Here is a 23,276-nt window from a genome sequence, read left to right on the forward strand (position 1 = left end):
AGAAAACATGAAAGGTATAGTCAAAGGTCTCGGCGTTACCCTCAAAAGCATGACCCAGAAAAAAGTGACCTACGCTTATCCAGACGTACCTATACAGATGCCGGACCGATTCCGAGGTATTCAGTACTTTGACCCGGATAAGTGCATTGTGTGTAACCAATGTGCGCGTATTTGCCCGACGGAATGTATTACCTTAACAGGGAAGGCCAATCCCGATCCTGAGAAAAAGGGTAAGGTTATCGACACGTATGATATCAACTTCGAATTATGCATTTTATGCGATCTGTGCACGGAGGTTTGTCCTACAGAAGCTATAGTAATGACCAATAATTTCGAGTTGAGCACGTACAGCCGTGATGATTTGTTCAAGAATATGGAGTGGCTTAGCGAAAATACTGCGAATATCCGGAAGGAAAATAACTCAGCGCTTCCGAAAGGTGGGGCTAAGAAAGATGTTAGCTAATATTGGGGCTTTCATGTCCAACGGAGAAAATATCGCGTTTTTCGTATTTGCATTACTGGCCATCGGCGGCGCTATATTCATGCTGAGCTTTACTAAAGTGGTGCATATGGTAGTAGCTTTAGCGTTGACGTTTATAAGTATGGCTGGCCTGTACGTCATATTAGAGGCTGAATTTGTGGCGTTTGTTCAGGTCCTGATTTATGCCGGTGCGATTTCGATCCTGATGATCTTCGGGATTATGATGACGAAGCATCAAGGGGAGGATGAGGAACCGAAGCGTCCTGTGCACAATACACTGCTTTTTATTGGTGCGGCTGGGTTGTTCGGGATTATCTTCTACGTGATTCAGACGGCTACTCTGCCTACGGGGGAGTTTAAAGCACCGGAAGATAACACGATGGAAATCGGTAAGCTGCTTTTTAACCAGCATGTTATCCCGTTTGAACTCATGTCCGTTCTGCTAACAGTAGCCTTCATAGGTGCAATTGTTGTCGCGAAGAGAGAGGAGGATTGACCTTGACCGGATTAGCAACTCCCTATTTAACGCTTGCTGCTATATTGTTCTGCATTGGGCTGTATGGAGCATTATCCAAAAAAAATGCGGTTATTGTGCTTCTGTCTATCGAATTGATGCTTAACGCGGTGAACTTGAATCTTGTCGCGTTCTCCAAGCTCGGTGTTAACCCGGGTCTAACAGGTCAGATTTTCTCCTTATTCAACATTACGGTTGCTGCTGCTGAAGTGGCTGTCGGCATAGCGGTTCTGATTACGCTGTACCGGAATAAAGGAACGACTGACGTGAATGAAATGGATTCGTTAAAACGATAGGCCAGCTTAGTAAGCTCTTGAAATTAGCTTGCTTACGCAAGCCAGGTAGTGCTTCTTTTGATGTAAGTTTGCCAAGGCAAATTCAGTAACGCTCTCGAAGTCAGCTTGCATACGCAAGCTTGAAGGAGGACATAAATTCATGATATCGGCCTACTCGCAGTATGCCTGGCTTATACCTTTATTTCCATTGCTATCTTTCTTGATTCTGATGGCCGTGGGGCGTCAATTAAAAGAAGCAGGTTCCTACATCAGCATTATCGCTATGCTTGCTTCTTTTATTGTTGCTATGCTCATTTTTATAGAGCGGTTGGGCGGGCATATCGAAGATTATACTTGGAATAAGCTCACTTGGCTCAAGCTGGGCTCGGCTTCCTTGAACTTGGGCTTTGAGATTACCAATTTGAACGCCTTAATGCTCGTAATTGTTACGCTGGTTAGCTTGCTTGTGAATCTGTATTCCAAGGGTTACATGCAGCATGATGAGCGCATTAATGTATTTTTTGCCTACATAGCTTTGTTTACCTTCTCGATGCTAGGCTTGGTAATATCAGAAAACCTGGTGGAGCTGTACATATTTTGGGAGCTAGTTGGTGTGTGCTCCTTTCTATTGGTGGGTTTCTGGTACGCGAAGCCAGAGGCGCGAGCCGCTGCCAAGAAAGCTTTTATTGTAACGAGAATTGGAGATGTTGGACTGCTAATCGCCATCTTGCTGCTGTTCTGGGCAATGCCTAATCATGCGATGGACTTCAGCTCGATTCACAATGCGTTTACAACCGGCAAAATCTCAGGGGGCCTTGCTACCTTAATTGCTATCCTAATTTTCGTCGGTGCTGCAGGTAAATCGGGTCAATTCCCGCTGCACACATGGTTGCCGGATGCAATGGAAGGCCCGACGCCGATCAGTGCTCTAATCCACGCAGCTACGATGGTTGCGGCTGGTGTGTACTTGGTGGCGCGTACGTTCGATATTTTTCAAGCATCCCCAACGGCGCTTACTGTTGTAGCTTGTATTGGTGGCTTCACCGCGATCTTCGCGGCAACAATAGGTACGTCACAGAATGATATTAAGCGGATTCTCGCTTATTCTACCGTAAGCCAGCTTGGGTATATGATGATGGCTTTGGGGATTGGTACGACAGTTGCTTATACAGCAGGTATTTTCCACCTGTTTACCCATGCGTTCTTTAAAGCACTGCTGTTCTTGGGGGCAGGCAGCGTAATTCATGCTGTACACACTCAGAATATCCACGAAATGGGTGGAGTCGGCCGTAAAATGAAGATTACGGCGTGGACGTTTGGAATTGGGGCCTTGGCATTATCCGGTATTCCGCCGTTTTCCGGATTTTGGTCCAAGGATGCGATTTTAGCAGAGGCTTATACACATAACCAGTTATTGTTCTGGGTGGGGCTAATAGCTGCTTTTTTCACCGCTTTCTATATGTCGAGGCTGTTTTTTCTGGTTTTCTTCGGAAAACCTCGCCACCAAGCACATGTTCATGAATCACCAGCTTCGATGACGATTCCGCTTGTAGTTTTAGCCGTGCTTGCAGTAGTTGCGGGCTTTGTGTTTACACCGTTTAGTCCATGGCTGGGTACTTGGCTGTCAGGGCAAACGCAAGAGGAGCATGCGAATATAGTCGTTATGATACTATCGACACTTGCAGGCATACTGGGCATAGGACTTGGTTATTTGGTTTACATCAAGCGAACCATTCCGAGCGATTTGGTATCAGGTCCTGCTCCATGGTTGTACCGCTTGCTTAATCGCAAATATTATATAGACGAGTTTTATGAAGCTGTAATTGTAAAACCATTAAAGGGAATTGGCGAAGTGCTTCACTTGTTTGATACTTTCGTTGTAGATGGGATCGTCCGGCTGATCAGCTATTCCGTAGTAGGGATTGGACGCCTGGGCTCAAGAATGCAGAATGGCCAAGTGCAAACGTATGGATTAGCCATGCTGCTGGGGCTGCTCATATTGGTGTTGGCTTTAGCGGGAAGGAGATTTATCAATGCCGGATAACATACACATTTTGTCACTGATTACCTTCTCTCCTCTGCTGGGTGTGCTGGTCCTGATGTTTATGCCAAAGCATAAAGGACAATGGATTAAAACTATTGCTATCATCGCAACACTGATTCCATTGGCATTATCGGCATGGCTGTATGCTTCATTCAATCATCAGCTTCCAGGGCCGCAGTTTTCCGAGGAAATGGGCTGGATTCAAATACCGCTCAATCATGAAGCCGGTGGGTTGAATCAATTAACCTCATTCTTTTTTGAATTTAAATATGTGATGTCAGTGGACGGTCTATCCTTACCGCTGGTGTTTCTAACCGCACTGGTCAGCACAATGGCTGCTCTAGCGTCTGTCTACATCAAGAAAAGGTGGAAGTCCTATTATATCTTGTTCTTGCTGTTAGAAACGGGAATGTTCGGCGTGTTTATGGCCCAGGATTTGTTCTTGTTCTTCGTTTTCTTCGAGGTGACACTGATTCCGATGTTCTTCCTAATTGGAATTTGGGGCTTCATAGAGCGGGAACGTGCGGCAAACAAATTCTTGATTTATAACGGGATCGGTTCTGCTATTATGTTGGTTGCTTTCTTAATTCTCATCAGCACTGCAGGGTTTGGACAGATTTCCAATGATGCAGGGACATCACTTTATTATAGTGGTAACTTGCATTTGATTATGGAGAACTTATTCCAGGGTCAAGCTTCCTTCGTTAATCAGAGCACATTGGGAGAGGGCCCTAGTCCTTTCTATCTTAGCGATGCGATGAAATGGACTCTGTTCATTATGTTGCTCGTTGCCTTCGGCATTAAGCTGCCGATCTTCCCCTTTCATACTTGGATGCTTAAAGTACATACGGAGGCTCCAACTTCCGTTGTTATGATCCATTCGGGGATTTTGCTGAAAATGGGTGCGTACGGAATGATTCGGTTCGGTATACTACTCTTTCCTCAGCAGGCCACACAGTGGGCTACGGTGCTTGCAATATTGGGAGTTATTAATATTTTGTACGGAGCTATACTTGCCTTCGTGCAGAAGGACTTCAAGCTGGTGTTGGCTTACTCCAGTATCAGTCATATGGGAATTGTTTTGTTGGGGCTTGCTGCCTTTAACACAATTGGTATGGAGGGCGCTATCTTCCAATTGGTATCTCATGGGCTTATCTCAGCACTTATGTTCTTGTTGGTGGGAGCCATTTACGAACGGACACAGACGAGTATGTTGGACGAAATTGGTGGTTTGGCCAAAAGCATTCCGTTTATCTCGGGCATTCTACTCGTATCAGGGATGGCATCTTTAGGGCTTCCAGGTTTGTCTGGTTTTGTCAGTGAATTTCTAGCCTTCGTCGGTTTGTTCGAAACGGCCAAGGTGATAACGATCATCGGTACCTTAGGTGTAATATTAACAGCGGTATATGTATTGCGCGGGGTACTCAGCATAACCTATGGGCCGCTTAAAGCACCGACAGAAGTTATGAAGGATGCTAGGCTAATGGAAGCTATACCTATGATAACGTTAGTAGCCTTTATTGTAGTACTTGGGATTTATCCGGCAGTATTGACGGATCCCTTACATCAAACTGTAAGCAGCTTTGATCAATTCATCAAAAGCGTCGCTAAAATAGGAGGTTAGACCGGTGGAACAACTACGTCTCCAATGGAGCGATCTCGGATATATGGCGCCGGAGCTGACTCTGGTTATAGCTGCTGTGGTGTTATCATTGCTAGACCTGCTGCTGCCAAAGCAAACAAACCGTACTCTGCTAGGATGGCTGTCACTGGTTAGTATTATAGTATCGGGGCTTTTTGTGGTAAGCTATCTCAATCCTGTTGAGACGAAGCAGCTGCTTAATTTAAGCTATCGAATTGATGATTTTGGAAATATTATTAAGCTGGTTTTATTGACAGGTGCAGGCTTCGTTACTTTTATGAGCATTGGTTCCTTGAAGAAAGACGAGATTCCGCATATTGGGGAATTTTATTACCTGCTGCTTCCGGCCACATTAGGCGGAATGATCATGGCCTCCTCAGGAGACTTGATTACGCTCTTCGTTGGTTTGGAGCTCTTAAGTATTACCTCCTACATCCTAGTGGCTATGCGTAAGAAAGATCTGCGGTCAAACGAGGGAGCATTCAAGTACATTGTACTGGGAGGTATTTCCTCGGCAATAATTTTATACGGGATGTCTTTTCTCTACGGTATTTCCGGCTCCACTAACATCTCAGAAATCAATACGGTTATAGGCCAAAATGCAGAAGCGATTTTGCCGTTCATCTACTTGTCCTTTTTCCTATTGTTAGCGGGCTTCAGCTTCAAAATAGCAGCAGCACCGTTTCACATGTGGGCACCGGATGTGTATCAAGGGGCAGCAACACCGGTTACTGCGTTTCTGGCTGTTGTTTCTAAGGCTGCGGCGTTCGCCGTTATGTTCCGTATTCTTTATGGTGTATTTGGAATCGGACAATTAATGGAGCTGCCAGTTCATAAGGATGTATTGCTTTCTCTAATGGTAGTTGCTGCTTTGGCTATGGTGCTTGGCAATTTTATAGCTCTACGTCAAACGAACCTGAAGAGACTGTTGGCATACTCAGGTATAGCCAACTCTGGATATTTACTTGTACCTATCGCTACCCAATTCTCCATGGTTCATTTCTCCAACTTCTCGGAGTTTGCCTTTTATCTAATTGCTTACTTATTCATGAACATCGGGATTTTTGCGGTGCTAATGATTATTGAGCGTTCTACAGGGGACGAGCAGATAAGTGGGCTGGCAGGCCTTTATTATCGCGCTCCAGGTACGGCGGTAGCTGCGGTATTACTGATTCTGTCGCTTGCGGGATTACCCTTATCGGGAGGATTTTTTGGGAAATTGTACATCATGCTCGGTACTCTGCAAACTCAGAATTACTGGTTAGCAGCCGTTATGATCGGAACGAGCGTGGTTTCCTTCTATTTCTACTTTGGCTTTATTAGACAAATGTTTATGCGCAGCGATTTTGAATCGCATGAGATTATTGTGCCGCTGCCACTGGGAATAACACTATGGTTGTGTGCGGGAATCAGCGTACTGTTGGGCATCGTACCACAGTTGGTGCTGAATTGGATTGATCGTATTTTCTCCCTGACGCAGGATTTGTTCTTTTTTGGCTAGGCGGTAGAGTCAGTTATGAACTAAAAGTTCAGCGGTCTGCAGAGTTGCAGATTCGCTGGGCTTTTTTTTGTATGGAAAATTTAAAAGAAGGTAAGTAGGGCAGGAAAAAACAATAAATTCCAGAGTCGTGAGTAATGATCTGGTAAATGGGTAATAGATAGGGAGAAAATAGAAAATAACTACAGTCCATTAGCGTTTGTTCATAAAACTTCCACTTTTTACTACGTTCTTACTATCTATCTTTAGCAGGGAAATGGTAAGGTTTTATCGAACAGTATTAGGCTACTCCTAAATCAGCGTAAAGGATCATGGACAATGCGATATAATAAAATCATTCATCACTTTGTACGATATGGGGTCGTATTAATTATTGTTTTCATGGTATTGACAGAGTCTATTTACGCAAAGAGTCCAAACGTGTATGTAGCAGCGGCTGCAGACGATCCGTTTGTCCCAAAGCAAACGTACTTGGATCAAATTCATGTGAATGAAGCTTGGGAAGTTGCGACAGCTAACACTAATATAACGATAGCTATAGTAGATACAGGGGTTGATTTAAACCATCCCGATCTTAAGCCGAACTTGGTGAGCGGGGTTAACTTAATTAATCCAAACCGCCCTCCTCAAGATGATAACGGTCACGGGACGAATGTTGCAGGTGTCGTTGCTGCAGTCGGAAATAATGACAGAGGTGTTTCAGGAATCTTGTGGAAAGCCCAAATTATGCCTATTAAAGCGTTGGAAGCAGATGGTTCCGGTGGAGAAGCTAAGCTGGGTGAAGGTATTAGGTATGCCGTTGACCACGGCGCCAAAATTGTTGTTTTGTCACTCGGATTAAACAAATATTCCAACTACATGAACGATGTGGTGCAGTACGCAGAAGAGCAAGATGTATTGCTGGTTGCAGCAACCGGGAATGAGGGGAACAGGGTTAAATATCCTGCAGCCTACCCTACCGTGCTTGCCGTGGGAGGTATGACGACAGGAAATACCGCGGATTCGCGTTCCAATACAGGACCAGAGATTGACCTTGTTGCACCATGGGATGTATTTACCACTGCAAGAGGAGGTTCCTATGAATATAAGGACGGTACCTCCATGGCTGCACCGCAGGTTGCGGCTGTCGCTGCTTTGGCTTGGGGTCGAAATCCAGGCATGAAGGCTTATCAAATACGTCAACTGTTGAGGCAAACAGCTGATGATTTGGAAGAGACCGGCTGGGATAGCTCTACCGGCTACGGGATGCTGCGTGCAGACCGTGCTTTAAAGGAAATGCCTCTAGCTGATATGTATGAGCCCAATAACCGTAAGGATCAAGCTAAATCTATCTCTGTCAGCAAAATGATTGCTGCATCGTTCACGAATGGCTCGGATCAAGATTGGTACTACCTCGATGCTCCGTACAATGGTAAGCTCAACTTAACGTTCGACATTCCAGACGGGCAGCAAGTAGCTGTCCAGCATACCGATGCGAATGGGAGCTTTTCCAGTGTAACCGCAAAACCCGGGCAGCCTGTGTCTGTTCAGGTGAGCAAAGGCCGAAGCTATGTGCAACTGCAGCTAGTCAACAGGAATTTAAAGCAAGAAGTGCTCTACAAGCTGACCACGGCTTTTGAAATCTATAGGGATCAATTCGAGGATAATGACAGGCAGTATAGTGCTTCTGTATTACCGCCTCGGAGCCAGACCATTAAGGGCACCTTTCATCAAATAAGTGATCAGGATTGGTTTGAACTGCCGATAGAGCAATCCGGAACTCTTAGCATTCGGTTGAGTACGGACACGGCCAGGATCGACCCTGTTCTATTTGTACAAAAGCAAGGGGAGAAATCGTATACCGTTGACGATGGAGAAGATGGTGTTACAGAATCTTTGTTATTGCCTGAAGTGTTTCCCGGAAGCTATTACATTCGCGTGTCGAATGTGAAAGAGTATCTGTTCCCGGTAATGGGGGAATACACATTGACAATCGACTATGACGCTAAACAAATAGACCCGAATGAACCCAATAATCGCTCCTATCAAGCTACAACGGTTTCGCTCGAAACATCGTATTATGGCCTCATAGATAAACCTGATGACCTGGACTGGTTTCAATTCCGAGTCCAGGAGGACAGTTTGGTTCAAATAAACCTGACCGACATACCGAGTGACATTGTGATGTACATGTACTTGTATGATGGTAGTATGAGGCCTATGGCGAACACAGATGGATCGAATGCGCTACAGCTACAACAACGGTTGCCAGCGGGCACTTATTACGTAAAGGTAAGTGCGAATGAAGCTTTTGATCGAAACTTGTATCAATTTAAAGTGAACGCCAAAACGCTGGTGGGTAACTTTACGGATATTAGGGGACACTGGGCGCAGGACAGCATTCTAGAAATGAGCAGGAATCAAGCCATAGATGGGTACGCTGACTATACGTTTCGTCCTAATCAGACGATTACCCGGGCTGAAGCCACTACCATCTTGAGCCGGGCTTTTAATCTCTCTAAGCAAAAGACAATCGCTTATACCGATCTTTCACCAAGCCATTGGGCTTTCGTCCACATTGCCCGGGCCGCACAAAGCGCTATTATAGACGGATACCCAGATCGTTCTTTTGCACCTGATCAGCCGGTTAGCCGGATGGAAATGGTCTCCATGTTTGCGCGCAGCTTGAATAAAACAGGGAAACAACGAGGCGACGTGCCGTTTACGGATGTCGACAACGATTACTGGGGCGTTGGTATTTTGAAGCAGCTGAAGGCGGAAGGCTGGATTGGGGGCTATGCGGATGGTTCCTTTCGTCCCGATCAGCAAGCCTCTAGGGCTGAGTTTGTGACAATGCTTGCCAAAATGAAGCCATAACTTGTAAATGCAGAAAGAAGGATGAATAGATGGATTATGCAGAGCAAATGAGTACCTCCATGGGCATGAACGGATTGTTGAATATAGTCATCGTGTTAATATGCATCGGTTGTTCCTGGTGGGCTCTTCAAGAGCTCCATCTGGATAAAATCGTGAAGCGCCCAAGAAGCGTGCAAAGCAAGCTGCTTCAAATCTTGCTTTCCATTGCCTTGGGCTATCAGGTTGCCCGGTTTGTTATTGATTACTTTCATTGGTCAACTTGGCTTCCAGGGATGTTTTAACGTAGTTTCCGAATAACCAAGGTGAATATTGTCAACAATGGATAGTACGACCGTTGTAAATCCTTGTGTTAGCTCCGAATACTATCGTGACCGGTTTTTCACAAAATGAAAATTTACATGCTGAAGGTTCAATGCTAAACTGTTACAGTGTGCAAAGAAAACAGCGCGGAGGGGGACCATGATGAGCAAAATTATCGTCCGCGGCGGCCAAAGGTTGTCAGGCAGAGTTAAAATACATGGCGCAAAAAATGCGGTGCTTCCAATTATTGCTGCATCTATATTGGGTTCAGATGGAGAAAGCGTGATTTATGATGCACCTCCATTGGATGACGTCATTGTAATTAATAAAGTTTTGGAGAGTTTAGGCATTGAAGTTGAATATAAGAATGAAACGATACGCGTTAACGCGCAGAACATCCGTACATGCGAGGCGTCCTACGAATTAGTCCGCAAAATGAGGGCTTCCTTTCTTGTTATGGGACCTTTATTGACCCGTATGGGTCAGGCTAGAATTTCGCTGCCGGGCGGATGCGCCATTGGAACTCGTCCTATCGATCAGCATCTCAAAGGCTTTGAAGCCATGGGTGCCGAAATCGAGTTGGGCCATGGTTACATTGAGGCCAGGATCAACGGCAGGCTCAAAGGCGCCAAAATCTATTTAGATGTTGCTAGTGTTGGCGCAACGGAAAATATTATGATGGCAGCGTCATTAGCTGAAGGTACTACGACGATCGAAAATGCGGCAAAAGAGCCGGAAATTGTCGATTTAGCGAACTATTTGAATGCCATGGGCGCCAAAGTTCGCGGTGCAGGAACCGGATTGATTCGTATCGAAGGTGTTGAAAAGCTGGGCGGAACTGTACATACGGTTATACCGGATCGGATCGAAGCAGGTACTTACATGATTGCTGCTGCAATTACTAATAGTGATGTATATATTGAAGGTGCCATTGGCGATCATTTGCGGCCGATTATTTCCAAAATGCAGGAAATGGGCGTGCAAATCGAAGAAGACGAGAATGGATTGCGCGTATATACAGATAAACCGCTGCGTACAGTCGATGTGAAGACATTGCCTTATCCGGGATTTCCTACCGACATGCAGTCTCAGATGATGGCTCTGCTGTTAACTGCGGATGGCACGGGTATTGTAACAGAGACCGTATTTGAAAATCGGTTTATGCATGTTGAGCAATTGGTCAACATGAATGCTCAGATCAAGGTTGACGGCCGAACGGCTGTTATAAGCGGAGGCAACAGACTGCGCGGGGCCAAAGTATGCGCCACCGATCTGCGTGCAGGAGCAGCGTTGATTTTAGCGGCACTTGCAGCTGAAGGTGAAACCGAGGTCACAGGTACCCATCATATCGACCGAGGTTATGTGGATATTACGAATAAGCTTAGGCTGCTAGGAGCGGATATACAGCGGTTGTCTATGGAGGTAGTTTCCGAGGAAAAAGAAGAGGAAGCAACTATTTCTATTTTTGCTGTAAGTCCAAGCATGGCTTAGAGCTTTGATCACTGAAATTAAGAGGGGATTCTCTGCACGGCAGAGAGTCTCCTCTTTTCTATGTCCGGGTTCTATTCTATCTTTTTGGCTCATATGATGAGGTGACCTGTCATTATGGAATCTAGCGCCGACAGAAAGACGGAGGAACCAAATGGACAAAAAGAAAGTGATTCGATGGGCAGCAATATGCCTGTCCAGTTTTGTTGCCGTAGTAGTGATCGTTCCTTCCATTCTTGTAAAAAGTCATATACCTGACCCTTCAACAGCAGGTACACTACCCTCGCCGAGCTTGCAGCAAAACCAACTAGCCGAGCAGCCCGTTTTTGAAATCCCGGTTTATATGTCCAAGCAGAAGAAGGTAGAGATGCTCCTGCTGGAGCAATATGTCCGAGGTGTACTCGCGGCGGAAATGCCGATAGAGTTTGAGTTAGAAGCGATGAAAGCCCAGGCAATAGCAGCAAGGACTTATATCATTCGTCGAATGATAGAGCAGGATTCCAGCAATGTACCAGTCGTAGGCGCTTGGGTTACCGATACCGTAGCCCATCAGGCGTATGTGACAAATGAGGATCTGAAGAAGCGCTGGGGACCTGAGGCGTATAAGGTGAACTCGGACAAGCTGGACCGTGCAGTGAACGAAACGAAAGACTTGATACTGACCTACAAGGATAAGCCGATTCAAGCCAACTTTTTTTCAACGAGCAATGGATATACGGAAAATTCCGAGGATTATTGGAACGATTACATCCCCTATTTGCGAAGTGTCCCGAGTCCTTGGGATATCAAGCTTTCTCCAAGGTATAAGGAGACTGTCACGGTTTCGTTTAAGGATCTGCAGCGTAAGCTGGGGACCACAGGGGTCATTCCTGTCTCCACGAACAGCAGCAACGGATTAAAGGTACTGGAGACGACCCAGGGCCACCGTATTAAGAAAATGGTTGTTGGAGGCAAAACGTTTACAGGTCGAGAGGTTCGCGAGCGTCTTGGCTTGAACTCCTCTCAGTTCCAATGGAACTGGAAGGGCTCAGACCTTCAAATTACCACCTTCGGCTATGGACATGGAGTTGGGATGAGTCAATGGGGAGCTAATGGTATGGCGAAGGAAGGGAGAATGGCAGAGGAGATTGTGAAGTACTATTATACCGGCATCGAAATAGATAGAGCATCAAACCTAGTAAAAAAATAAAAGTTTCTAAAAAAATAAGCTTGTTATGCGTATAAAACTCGTAACCGTGGCAACAATGGTTAGCGAGGTGATAATCTATGAATGATCAAAAAAGAGATTTACAGAACAATGAAGAGACTCCTAAATCTAACGAGGGAGTGCAAAGTAGTCCAGCTTTTTCTTGGAAAAGGTTTTTGGCAAAGAAATGGGTTTTTCCAGCAACGTACATGGCAGCTGCGGCAATTATCTTAACGTTAATGTGGGTATACCAGGATGCCGGCAAGTCGGCTCTCAACGGTGAACTGGGCTTGGATGGCAAGTCTACCACAGTAACGAACAATGTTATGAAGCCGGAAGCTATGGCCGTTAATACGGTTACAGAGACAATGCAACTGCCGTATAAGGAAAAAGGTGAGCTGGATGTGATTCTGCCGTTCTTTGATAGTAAAGCCTCCAATGAAGTACGCCAAGCCGCAATGGTTGAGTATGGTGATACCTTTACACCGCACATGGGAATGGATTTTGCAAAGCATGACAATTCTGTGTTTGATGTACAGGCTGCCATGAGTGGTAAAGTTACGACGGTGGAAAAAAATCCGGTGGTTGGTAATTTAATTGAAATTACTCACAGTAACGGATTGGTGACTGTTTATCAGAGCTTGGCGGAAATGAAGGTTGTCAAAGACGCTGATGTGAAGAAGGGCGATGTTATCGCCAAGGCAGGCCGCAACGAATTGGAAAAAGATCAAGGCGTGCACCTGCATTTTGAAGTGAGGCAAGGGGAGAACGGAACATCCGTTAACCCAGAGCAGTTCTTCGCCGAGCATTAAGATTAAGCTGAATCATAAGCGGGAGCGTAAACGCGCTCCTTCTTTTTTTGTATAAATCCGTACATTTATCGCTTGTCCCTGAAAATAATTGTGGCTTATAAAGCTTGTCACGCTTGGAAACAAAGAATATAAGTAAACGCCCCTCATATAATGTACCAAACTAACTCGAGTAGGGAGGCGAGGGGAGTGCACGATTACATCAAAGAGCGAACCATTAAAATCGGACGTTGCCTGGTGGAAACGAAGCATACGGTTCGCACAATCGCGAAAGAATTCGGTGTTTCCAAAAGTACGGTGCACAAGGACTTGACCGAAAGATTGCCTGAGATAAATCCGGATTTGGCTAATCAAGTGAAGCACATTTTGGAGTATCACAAATCGATTCGCCACCTGCGGGGCGGGGAAGCCACCAAGATTAAGTATCGGAAGACACGCAATCCTAAAGCACAAGAGAAGTTGGTGACGGCTAAGTAAGGCAGATGTTCTGATGTTATTCCCCCCTTGCCGATCCGATCCGACATGAGGAAGCGATATTTGTCGAAAAAAAAGGATGAAAAAAGAGGATTTTGCAAATTTATAGCGAATTTACTTTAAACACGATAATAACTGGAGTACCGCTTCTTTTTTTAGGAATGGACGGTTTTGTTTAGGGAGGAACTTTTCAATGTTAAGCAAGGATATAGGCATCGATCTGGGGACAGCGAACGTCCTGATTCATGTGAAGGGGCGCGGAGTTGTTCTGGATGAGCCGTCTGTCGTCGCTATTGAAAGCGACACGAAGCGAGTGCTGGCTGTGGGCGAGGAAGCGTTCCGCATGGTGGGAAGAACGCCTGGGAATATCATAGCTACTCGCCCGCTGAGAGATGGCGTGATCGCAGATTTTGAAATTACAGAAATTATGCTTAAGCATTTCATAAACAAGGTAGGAGGCAAGAGGTGGTACAGTCACCCGAGAATTTTGATCTGCGCTCCAACTAACATTACGTCCGTAGAGCAGAAGGCGATTCGTGAAGCGGCGGAACGGAGCGGGGCGCGCGAGGTTTTTCTGGAAGAGGAGCCTAAGGCTGCTGCTATTGGCGCAGGTATGGATATTTTCCAGCCTAGCGGTAATATGGTTGTGGATATAGGTGGAGGGACGACGGATGTAGCCGTTTTGTCAATGGGCGATATCGTCACCTCCTCTTCTATTAAAGTCGCGGGGGACAAGTTCGACTCGGCCATTATGAAATTCATTAAGAGCAAATATAAATTATTGATAGGCGAACGGACCTCGGAAGATATTAAGGTCAGAATCGGAACTGTTTATCCGAACGGACGCAGAGAGACAATGGATATTCGCGGCAGAGACATGGTGAGCGGATTGCCGTTGACGATAAGCATCAACTCGGAAGAGATTTACGAAGCGTTGTGGGATCCCGTTTCTTCGATCGTAGCTTCGGCCAAAACGGTACTGGAGCGTACACCTCCAGAATTATCTGCGGATATCATTGATCGCGGAGTTATTCTTACCGGTGGTGGAGCATTACTGCATGGCATTGATCAACTATTGGCGGACGAGCTTAAGGTGCCTGTTCTGATCGCAGAGGATCCGATGCATTGTGTAGTTAAAGGAACTGGAATTATGTTGGACAACCTGGATAAGGTATCGAAACGCAAGTTTTAATTTAACTACAATACAATTAACCGCCGACCGTCGGGGAGGATTCTATACTATATGTTAAGAGGCCTATACACAGCTGCATCAGGAATGATTTCACAACAGCGCAAGCATGATATTGTAACGAACAACATTGCTAACGTGAATACGCCGGGATTTAAGCAAGGGAATGCACTTAACCGTTCATTTCCGGAAATGCTTATTTCACGGGTTCGCAGTGGCCAAGGTGAGGCCGGATCCATTCCCGTCGGTCGTCTGAACACGGGTGTTATGGCAGAAGAGAATGTATCTGTCCAAGCACAAGGTGATATTCAAGAAACGTATAACCCATTTGACTTCGCACTCGTTTCTAACATTCAAGTGCCGGGTGCGACATTTGATGCTTCAGGTAAGTATATCGATGTCAACGGCCAGCGGATTAGTCAGCCGCAAGCCTTTTTTACAGTTGAGAATGCGAATGGCGAACAGCGTTACTCGCTGAATGGCAAGTTTTCAGTCGATTCAAACGGTGAGTTAACTACTGCTGACGGCTATCGGGTAATAGGTAGGGATGGACAGCCGATCTTGCTGTTGGATCCGACGACTCAGACGCCCATCAGTAATTTTCACATAACCAAGCAAGGACAGTTTACAAATTCAGACGGAATTTTTATACAGAATGGCAACAATCAACCGATGAGCTTACTCGTCAGCCGTATTGAAGACCCGAATCATCTAGTACGCGAAGGCAATGGGCTTTACCGCCTCAATGCAGGTGAAGAGGGCTTGGCTCGTGCGATTAACGGTACGGATCAAGTAGAAGTTAGACAAGGATTTGTGGAACGGTCGAATGTAGACTCGAGCCAATCGATGGTAGATATGATGTCTGCTGTGAGAGCTTATGAAGCGAACCAGAAGGTTGTACAATTTTATGACCGAAGCATGGACAAGGTCGCTAACGATGTAGGCCGCGTTTAATAATAACGGTATAATCTTATGAGTTGGTTTTGCACGGTAAAACCCTAAGCTCTCAGGAGGCTATTATGAATCATTCGATGATTAATTCATCCGTATCCATGCATGCGTTACAGCAAAAGCTGGATATGTTATCCAATAACATTGCTAACATTAACACAACGGGCTACAAGCGCAAGGAAGCATCGTTTCAAGACGTACTAACTAGCGTAAAACAGCAGCCGAAGGGTTTTGAGAAGGAAGGCCGGTTATCTCCATTAGGGTATAACCAAGGCTGGGGATCGAGGCTCGTGCAAGCTCAATTGAACATGGCGCAGGGTTCTCTTCAAGCAACGAATAGTTCCTTGGATCTTGCCATTGAAGGCAATGGTTTGTTTGAAATTAATAGTTTCACACGTGATGCCAATAACAACTTGGTGCCGCGTACGATTTGGTCACGTAATGGCTCGTTTGAACTGACTCCTTCGACGGATCCGGCCAATCGTGATATGTTTTTAACTACAAAGGATGGTCAATATGTAGTGGGTACAGATAACAACCCCATTCGCGTCCCTGTAGATCACCGTGTACAATTTCAAACAGATGGCAAAGTTGTTGCCTATAGTGAAATCGATAAGCTAGCACCTCCTATAGATGTAGGCCAAATTAAGCTGGTGCGTGTTATTCGTCCGCAGGTCTTGCAGCAGCTAGGTGATAATTTATATGATTTACCGAATGGTATTGCTAACCGTGAAGATGTGCTGCAGACTCTTGACGCTAACAATAACATAGTTGACCCGATAAGGGTGAGACAGGGCTTTTTGGAGAATTCCAATGTTACACTGGCCGATGAAATGACGGATTTGCTGCAAGTGCAGCGCGCATTTCAATTAAATTCACGAGCCGTTACTTCTTCGGATACGATGATGGGCATTGCGAACAACTTACGCAACGGCTAACGGAACGATTGAAGTGAGGTAGGTACGCATGGCGGAAACGGAACAGAAAAAGGCTAAGAACCCGTCTTCAAAAAAGCGGAGACGAACGATCTGGTTGGTAACCCAATGGGTAGGTATTCCCGTTTTGTCTATAGCGGCACTTGCGGTCGGCTTAGTAATCGGTTATGTCTACTTAGGTAAGCGTCCGTTGGAAGATGTATATGAAATTGAAACGTGGCGCCACTTGTATGACTTGGTATTTGCACAGTAGAATAGAAGGACTCGAACTCCCTAGGCAGGGAGTTTTATTTTTGCCCTAACAACGCTATAATGTAAGGATGGGATGTATACCCAATTGATATGGGGGGAGACAAGAATAGATGTGGAACCTACCCAATTTATTAACACTATGCCGGTTTTTCCTCATTCCCATGTATTTGCTTGTATTTGAAGCCGGTTATATTAAAACAGCTTTTTTCATTCTGTTGTTGGCTGGGTTGACAGATGTGTTAGACGGGTATCTTGCACGTAAGCGGAGACAGATAACGCAACTAGGCAGCATGCTTGACCCCCTGGCTGATAAATCTATGATGATTGCAGTCATCCTCTCGCTTGTTTTTTCCAAGATGATACCTTGGGAAGCGGCAGCGGCCATGTTTCTTCGCGATGCGGGGATGATAGTCGGTTCGGCCTTCTTTCATTTTCGTGGCAAGCAGACGGTTCCTGCTAATGTTATGGGCAAGTTGACTACGGTGCTGTATTACCTGGCTATTCTTCTAATTATCTTCGAATTTCCCTATGCAATAGCGTGTTTATGGATCGTAATCATTATTTCTTTTCTAACTTCGTTTATTTATATTTTTCAATTTAAAAGCCTTAACAAGAATGAGAGTGAAAATTCCTAGGCTTCATATTAGGATAGCTGGGCTTCGACCTAAAGCCTGCTAAGGCAGTCAACTGCCGTGACACGAGAGCTATGCGTTTCAAACAGCGCTGTTCTTGTGATTTTGATGTGAATCGGGCGGTAATTTAAAAAGAGCTTAGGTCCAGCTCGCCACTCCATGGCAATCTGTACATAAGCTCCCTTATATCAACCTTCATTACTGCAGATCAGAAGGGATAACCCTAGTGTAAGTTGAATGGACAGATTTTATACTAAATCGTGAAAGGAGCATTTAACAATGTTAGATGCCACACAAATTCAAGAGATAATACCGCATCGTCACCCTTTTTTGCTAGTTGATCGAATTTTAGAGATGGAGCCAGGGGTAAGAGCAACAGGCTTGAAGAATGTAACCATTAACGAGCCGTTTTTTGCGGGGCATTTTCCATCCTATCCAGTTATGCCAGGAGTTCTTATAGTTGAGGCCTTGGCTCAAGTCGGCAGCGTTGCCATGCTATCTCTGGAAGCAAATCGCGGGAAATTGGGCTTTTTTGCAGGAATTAATGATTTTCGCTTCAGGGGACAGGTTGTTCCAGGAGACACATTAATTCTTGAAGTAACTATTACCCGCTTAAAAGGTCCGATTGGTAAAGGTCAGGCTGTAGCCAAAGTCGGAGATAAAGTAGTTGCAGAAGGTGAATTAATGTTTGCTCTATCGGATCCCAAATAAATAAGTTGCAATATTTGTTGGGCTTCAGTAAATAGCCATGTTTGGAAAAACAAAATAATCTAATTGAGATAAGGGAGTTAGATCATGACTATAGAGCTTCGTATTCAAGAACAATATCAGCTATGGATGAACGACCCAGCTATCGATGACAACACCAAGTTGGAGTTAAAAGGTATTGCCAATGAGCCGAAAGAAATTGAGGATCGTTTCTATCGTGACCTTGAGTTTGGTACAGGAGGCCTCCGTGGGGTTATTGGTGCAGGTACGAATCGAATTAATTTATATACCGTTGGAAGAGCGACACAAGGTCTAGCGCAATTTATTAAGAAGTCACAAAAATCTAGCCCATCTGCTGTTATAGCTTATGATTCCCGCAATCAATCTCCAGAATTCGCTTTAGAAGCAGCCAAAGTATTGGCAGGCAACGGTATTAAAGCCTATGTTTTCGAATCATTGCGTCCTACACCAGAGTTGTCTTATGCCGTAAGAGCTTTGAAGGCCGATGCAGGCATTGTTGTTACAGCAAGCCATAATCCTCCGGAATATAACGGTTATAAGGTATATGGGGCGGATGGCGGACAATTGGTGCCAGAGCAAGCAGAGCAGGTCATTGCTGAAATACAGAAGGTACAGTCCTTCTCTGATGTGCAGCGGGAAACGCGGCTACAAGCAGAGACCAAAGGTCTTCTTCAGTGGGTCGGTCAAGATCTGGATGAATCCTACACTCAAGCTGTTACAGCGGTTAGCCTTAATTCGGATATCGTAAAACAGATGAGCGATAATTTCCGTATTGTGTTTACTCCTTTACATGGAGCAGGGAATTTATCGGTAAGGGCTGTGCTGCAAGCGATTGGTTTTGAGCAGGTGAGCGTGGTAGCAGAGCAGGAGCTGCCTGATGCTAAATTTAGCACAGTAAAATCGCCGAACCCAGAGGAAAAGGATGCTTTTTCACTTGCTATTCGTCTAGCTAAGCAGGTTGACGCTGATATTATTATTGGGACAGATCCTGACTGTGACCGGATGGGCGCTGTTGTGAAGGACGCGGATGGGGAGTACTTTGTGTTGACCGGTAACCAGTCGGGTGCCATTATGGTCGACTATTTGCTAAGCAGTTTGAAGCAGCGCCAAGCCTTGCCGCAGAATGGTGTTGTTATCAAAACCATAGTAACAAGTGAAATGGGTGCTGCGGTAGCGGAGCATTACGGAGTTGAGACCTTAAACACTCTGACAGGCTTCAAGTATATCGGAGAGAAAATGACGCAATTCGAAGCAACGAAGGAAGCGGAATTTTTGTTCGGATATGAGGAAAGCTACGGTTATTTGGCAGGTAATTACGCGAGAGATAAGGATGCTGTCATTGCATCCATGTTGATTTGTGAAGCTGCTGCCTATTATAAAAACCAAGGTAAAACCTTGTATGAGGTATTGCAGGAGTTGTATGAGCGTCATGGATATTTCTTGGAAAAGCTGGAGTCACGGACTTTAAAAGGTAAAGACGGTGTAGAGCAGATCCAAGCGATTATGGAAGATTGGCGCAGCGAGCCACCCGTTGAAATCAATGGGCAGCAAGTTGCCAAAGTGGAAGATTTCTCACTAGGCCTTTACGGATTACCGATTGAAAATGTATTGAAATATACACTGGCAGATAATTCGTGGTTTTGCTTGCGTCCTTCGGGTACAGAGCCCAAAATTAAAGTGTATTTTGCTGTGAGAGGTGACTCTGCCCAAGCAGCAGAAGATACGGTTCGCGGATTGGTAACTGCAGTAATGAGCCGGGTAGACCAATAATAATTATTAATTAGGAGTGGGCATGTTGAGCGGGCGTTACTTACAATGGAACCGGTTAGGCTTAAAATGGTTGTGGTGGCTGGTAATCCTCGGGGTGTTGGCCTCCCTTCCTTTAGCTTATAACAGAAATCAAACAGAAGAAGACACTGCACGTAAAGTAGAGTTCGCATTCGACTATCGTGACTTGCTCGAAATCTCCAATTTTCAGACGGATCCGAGAGCGTTTGTTACAGATCATTTAAAACAGCTGCAAAAAGCAGGCGTACATTCCATGGCGGTATATGAAACTACGCTCTCTGAATTGAGACTTTCCCGCCGTATTGAGGTGTTCTCCTCTCATGAAGCAATGGCGTTAACACAAACTCCAATTTCACCAAATGAGAATTTTACTTATATCTTATTTGCTGAAAAAGAAGCACAGGATAAGCTGCAGCCGTTGATACTGGACACCTTTTCTAGTTTAAAAGTAAAAACACGTCCGTGGAGCTTTAAGAACCAAGCAGGTATGATTATTGAAATGGGGCAGGAGGAAGCCATGCTCCAAACCATGGATCCTGATCCTATTTCGCTTCAATTGTTGAAGCAGCAAGGCTTCCAGATTATCGTTCGGTTATCCAACCGCAGACCTTTCGATGCAGTACGGATGGATAATCTGTTAGCACAGCTGCAGCAGTATGGAATCAAAAGATTTATTATTGATGGTGAAACGGTTCCTGGTTATATTAACGATACGCGCCTAGAAAATATCGATACAATGGCTGATCTAATGAAGAAGCATAATATGGGATTAGCCAACATTGAGTTGCAGAAAACGCAGCAAAAGGGCTTTAACCGACTTTCGAAGATGCTGGGCTATAATGTGGTCCGTCTGCATTCGTTTACCGAAAGAGATGGAGAAAAGCTTACGGAGAACCTGACCGAGCAAGAATTGAAGGAGCGCGTTCAAGGTGTTGCTGACCGGTTTGTGCTGGCGGTGAAAGACCGTAACATCCGAATTGTGTTTCTGAATGCAAGAGCAGTAAAAAATTTGGATAAAGGGAAAATCCTTCACCCTATGGATGCTCTTTATGACAGCCTTGATGGACAAGATGGAGCTATTCCGCGGATCAAGGAAGCTGGATTTACGATAGGAATTGCGGAGAAATTCCAGCCGATGTATCCAGGTTGGCTGCAAGCAGCCAAAGGCTTCGTATGGCTAGGAGCAGTTGCTATAATTGCGCTGACAATTTCGTATTTCATCTCCGAAATCACGCTGCTTGCCTTCATCTTAGGCTTGATTGGATCTGCAGGCTTGTATGTGCTCTCACCCAGTTTGTTTGCGCAAGGCCTTGCTCTTGCCGCGGGGACGTGTGCCCCTACATTAGCAACGATGCTTGCCATTCGAACAGCGCGGCAAAGGGCTCAAGCTAAGAAAGTAAGCTCAGCTGGTGCTCATTTAGGGTTTGCGATCCTGCTTTTACTACGAACTGCCCTAATTTCGGTAATTGGGGCCTGCTTTATCGTGGCCTTGCTCAATCAGATTACCTATTTGCTTGTTCTGGAGCAATTTAGGGGCGTTAGTGCTCTTCATTTGGTTCCAATCGTGCTAGCCGCTATTTATTGGCTGCTGTTTAGCGATGAGCTGTCGCATAAAGATAAGCTTGCCAAAGGCAGAAAGCTTCTTTCTTCTTATATTAGCGTGCTCTGGATGATCGGTGCTATTGTAATAGCTGCTGTAGGCTTTTATTACTTATCCCGAACAGGCAATGAGGGACAAGCTTCTACATTTGAAAAGCTGTTCCGCTCGTTTTTGGAGAATACGCTTGGCATACGTCCGCGTACCAAGGAGTTCTTGATCGCGCACCCGTTATTTTTACTTGGTGCTTACTTATGTGTAAAATACCGCAGTGCTGTGCTTCTAATATTGATCGGCGTTATTGGACAAGCCTCTATGGTTGATACATTTGCCCATCTTCACACACCGCTGCATATTTCTTTTATACGTGATATTTATGGTTTATTGTTCGGGATACCTATTGGAATTGTTGTTATTATCGCGTGGGAGATTGTTACAAGGAGTTGGCGTCGTTGGACACCATTGCTACAAAAAGGATAGTATTGTCCGGCTACTACGGTTTCGACAACAGCGGTGATGAAGCCGTTCTTCAATCGATCCTGCTAGCATTGGAGGAACAAGGACGGGCCCAGGGAATTCGATTAATTCCTGTGGTTCTGTCCATTGACCCAGCCAAAACGCAGAAAACCTACGGCGTCGAAGCTGTGCACAGAATGAAGCTTGGAGAGCTAGTTCGGGCGATTCGGGGTGCAGATGGGCTAATTAGCGGTGGCGGAAGTCTTCTCCAAGATGAAACGGGCTTCAAAACCATCCCTTATTACTTAGCCGTGCTCAAACTCGCGCAGTGGCTGGGAAAACCGACATTTATATACTCACAGGGGATTGGACCGGTTCATCGACCGATGTTTTTCAGTTGGATCCGAGGGGTTTTTAATAAGTGTCGGTTTGTGTCCGTTCGTGATCAGGAATCAAAACAGCTGCTACAGAAAATGAATGTCACCAAAGAAGTAATGGTTGTACCTGATCCTGTAATGGGCATGCCGTTAGCATCAACTGGACATCAAGTAGAGGATTTGCCCAAAGGTGCAACTTCCGTAGTTGGAGTCTCCTTACGCTTTTGGAATCAGGACCGTTCAGAGTTGAAGGCAATTTCAGAAGCAATAGCGTTGATTTTGGAGCAGAGCGATGTTCACGTTCGGTTTTTGCCATTTCATCTTCCTTCAGATACAGCGGCTTCGGAGTATGTCATCGGGCTTTTGGACCCTAAGTACCACGCACGCATAACGATTGCCGATAATGTGACTCATCCACAGCACATGCTTTCAGAAGTTAGCCGCTGCCACCTGTTGATCGGAATGCGGCTGCACTCTCTGATTTATGGCGCTTCTCAGCAGGTGCCGATGATCGGTATTTCTTATGATCCGAAGATTGATCAATTTTTAAACCGACTCGATATGGCCGCTGCTGCTGATACTAAGTTGATTCATGCAGAGGTAGTAGCGTCGGAAGCATTGCAGTTGCTGAGGGAACGAGAAGCATGGCAGAGGCTGAAAAAGCCGCTTATCGATCGCTTGAAAAGTGAAGCCCAGAGGCCGGCTGAGCAAATTGCGTCTTTCTTCAAATAATGCTGCCTAAGAATAAACAAGACCTTAATCCGGCACTCTAAGATTAGCTACAGAAAGAAAACTTGCAGAAA

Annotated in this window: 21 protein-coding genes; all 21 read left to right on the forward strand. The window is 45.3% G+C overall.

Annotated features, from left to right (window positions below):
* Positions 1–7: 7 nt before the first annotated feature.
* The 21 genes from nuoI (at position 8) to csaB (ending at position 23,205) form a co-directional block, all read left to right on the forward strand.
* Complete coding sequence (gene nuoI, locus GC093_RS17915; protein ID WP_171653262.1) at positions 8–463, forward strand: NADH-quinone oxidoreductase subunit NuoI; 456 nt, start codon at positions 8–10, stop codon at positions 461–463.
* The gene (locus tag GC093_RS17920; RefSeq protein WP_171653263.1) at positions 453–977 is read left to right on the forward strand and encodes an NADH-quinone oxidoreductase subunit J; all 525 of its coding nucleotides are present in this window, start codon (positions 453–455) and stop codon (positions 975–977) included. The genes nuoI and GC093_RS17920 overlap by 11 nt, the downstream gene beginning before the upstream one ends.
* Positions 974–1,291, forward strand: a complete 318-nt coding sequence (gene nuoK / locus GC093_RS17925) for an NADH-quinone oxidoreductase subunit NuoK (RefSeq protein ID WP_171653264.1) — start codon at positions 974–976, stop codon at positions 1,289–1,291. The genes GC093_RS17920 and nuoK overlap by 4 nt, the downstream gene beginning before the upstream one ends.
* A 139-nt stretch (positions 1,292–1,430) precedes the next feature.
* Positions 1,431–3,314: an NADH-quinone oxidoreductase subunit L gene (gene nuoL / locus GC093_RS17930; protein ID WP_171653265.1), complete on the forward strand. Its 1,884-nt coding sequence runs from the start codon at positions 1,431–1,433 to the stop codon at positions 3,312–3,314.
* Positions 3,304–4,938 (forward strand): complex I subunit 4 family protein, encoded by a 1,635-nt coding sequence (locus tag GC093_RS17935; protein WP_171653266.1) that lies wholly within the window; start codon positions 3,304–3,306, stop codon positions 4,936–4,938. Before nuoL ends, GC093_RS17935 begins: the two co-directional genes overlap by 11 nt.
* Before the next feature lie 43 nt (positions 4,939–4,981).
* Positions 4,982–6,457 (forward strand): NADH-quinone oxidoreductase subunit N, encoded by a 1,476-nt coding sequence (locus GC093_RS17940; protein ID WP_171653381.1) that lies wholly within the window; start codon positions 4,982–4,984, stop codon positions 6,455–6,457.
* A gap of 315 nt (positions 6,458–6,772) precedes the next feature.
* Positions 6,773–9,310 carry a S8 family peptidase gene (locus GC093_RS17945; protein ID WP_246314713.1) on the forward strand — a complete coding sequence of 846 codons (2,538 nt, stop codon included), beginning with the start codon at positions 6,773–6,775 and terminating at the stop codon, positions 9,308–9,310.
* 29 nt (positions 9,311–9,339) lie between these two features.
* Positions 9,340–9,591 carry a DUF1146 family protein gene (locus tag GC093_RS17950; RefSeq protein WP_171653267.1) on the forward strand — a complete coding sequence of 84 codons (252 nt, stop codon included), beginning with the start codon at positions 9,340–9,342 and terminating at the stop codon, positions 9,589–9,591.
* 181 nt (positions 9,592–9,772) lie between these two features.
* Positions 9,773–11,101: a UDP-N-acetylglucosamine 1-carboxyvinyltransferase gene (murA, locus tag GC093_RS17955; RefSeq protein ID WP_171653268.1), complete on the forward strand. Its 1,329-nt coding sequence runs from the start codon at positions 9,773–9,775 to the stop codon at positions 11,099–11,101.
* A 151-nt stretch (positions 11,102–11,252) separates the two neighbouring features.
* Complete coding sequence (gene spoIID, locus GC093_RS17960) at positions 11,253–12,287, forward strand: stage II sporulation protein D (protein ID WP_171653269.1); 1,035 nt, start codon at positions 11,253–11,255, stop codon at positions 12,285–12,287.
* Positions 12,288–12,364: 77 nt separating this feature from the next.
* Positions 12,365–13,096 carry a M23 family metallopeptidase gene (locus tag GC093_RS17965; protein ID WP_171653270.1) on the forward strand — a complete coding sequence of 244 codons (732 nt, stop codon included), beginning with the start codon at positions 12,365–12,367 and terminating at the stop codon, positions 13,094–13,096.
* Positions 13,097–13,282: 186 nt separating this feature from the next.
* Positions 13,283–13,570 (forward strand): sporulation transcriptional regulator SpoIIID, encoded by a 288-nt coding sequence (gene spoIIID / locus GC093_RS17970; protein ID WP_133233977.1) that lies wholly within the window; start codon positions 13,283–13,285, stop codon positions 13,568–13,570.
* 190 nt (positions 13,571–13,760) lie between these two features.
* Positions 13,761–14,759, forward strand: coding sequence for a rod shape-determining protein (locus GC093_RS17975; protein WP_171653271.1), 999 nt, complete (start codon positions 13,761–13,763; stop codon positions 14,757–14,759).
* 51 nt (positions 14,760–14,810) lie between these two features.
* Positions 14,811–15,710, forward strand: coding sequence for a flagellar hook-basal body protein (locus GC093_RS17980; protein WP_171653272.1), 900 nt, complete (start codon positions 14,811–14,813; stop codon positions 15,708–15,710).
* A gap of 65 nt (positions 15,711–15,775) precedes the next feature.
* On the forward strand, positions 15,776–16,645 hold the full coding sequence (locus GC093_RS17985) for a flagellar hook-basal body protein (RefSeq protein WP_171653273.1): 870 nt from the start codon (positions 15,776–15,778) through the stop codon (positions 16,643–16,645).
* Between the two features lie 28 nt (positions 16,646–16,673).
* Positions 16,674–16,895, forward strand: coding sequence for a DNA-directed RNA polymerase subunit beta (locus GC093_RS17990; RefSeq protein WP_171653274.1), 222 nt, complete (start codon positions 16,674–16,676; stop codon positions 16,893–16,895).
* Positions 16,896–17,004: 109 nt separating this feature from the next.
* On the forward strand, positions 17,005–17,529 hold the full coding sequence (locus tag GC093_RS17995; RefSeq protein WP_171653275.1) for a CDP-alcohol phosphatidyltransferase family protein: 525 nt from the start codon (positions 17,005–17,007) through the stop codon (positions 17,527–17,529).
* 276 nt (positions 17,530–17,805) lie between these two features.
* A complete protein-coding gene (gene fabZ / locus GC093_RS18000) occupies positions 17,806–18,237 on the forward strand; it encodes a 3-hydroxyacyl-ACP dehydratase FabZ (RefSeq protein WP_171653276.1) in 432 nt (143 codons plus the stop codon).
* A gap of 84 nt (positions 18,238–18,321) precedes the next feature.
* Positions 18,322–20,025 carry a phospho-sugar mutase gene (locus GC093_RS18005; protein WP_171653277.1) on the forward strand — a complete coding sequence of 568 codons (1,704 nt, stop codon included), beginning with the start codon at positions 18,322–18,324 and terminating at the stop codon, positions 20,023–20,025.
* A gap of 25 nt (positions 20,026–20,050) precedes the next feature.
* On the forward strand, positions 20,051–22,120 hold the full coding sequence (locus GC093_RS18010; protein WP_171653278.1) for a DUF5693 family protein: 2,070 nt from the start codon (positions 20,051–20,053) through the stop codon (positions 22,118–22,120).
* Positions 22,093–23,205 (forward strand): polysaccharide pyruvyl transferase CsaB, encoded by a 1,113-nt coding sequence (gene csaB / locus GC093_RS18015; RefSeq protein ID WP_246314715.1) that lies wholly within the window; start codon positions 22,093–22,095, stop codon positions 23,203–23,205. The genes GC093_RS18010 and csaB overlap by 28 nt, the downstream gene beginning before the upstream one ends.
* Positions 23,206–23,276: the final 71 nt, after the last annotated feature.

The sequence above is a fragment of the Paenibacillus foliorum genome (genome assembly GCF_013141765.1).
Classification (GTDB): Bacteria; Bacillota; Bacilli; order Paenibacillales; family NBRC-103111; genus Paenibacillus_S; species Paenibacillus_S foliorum.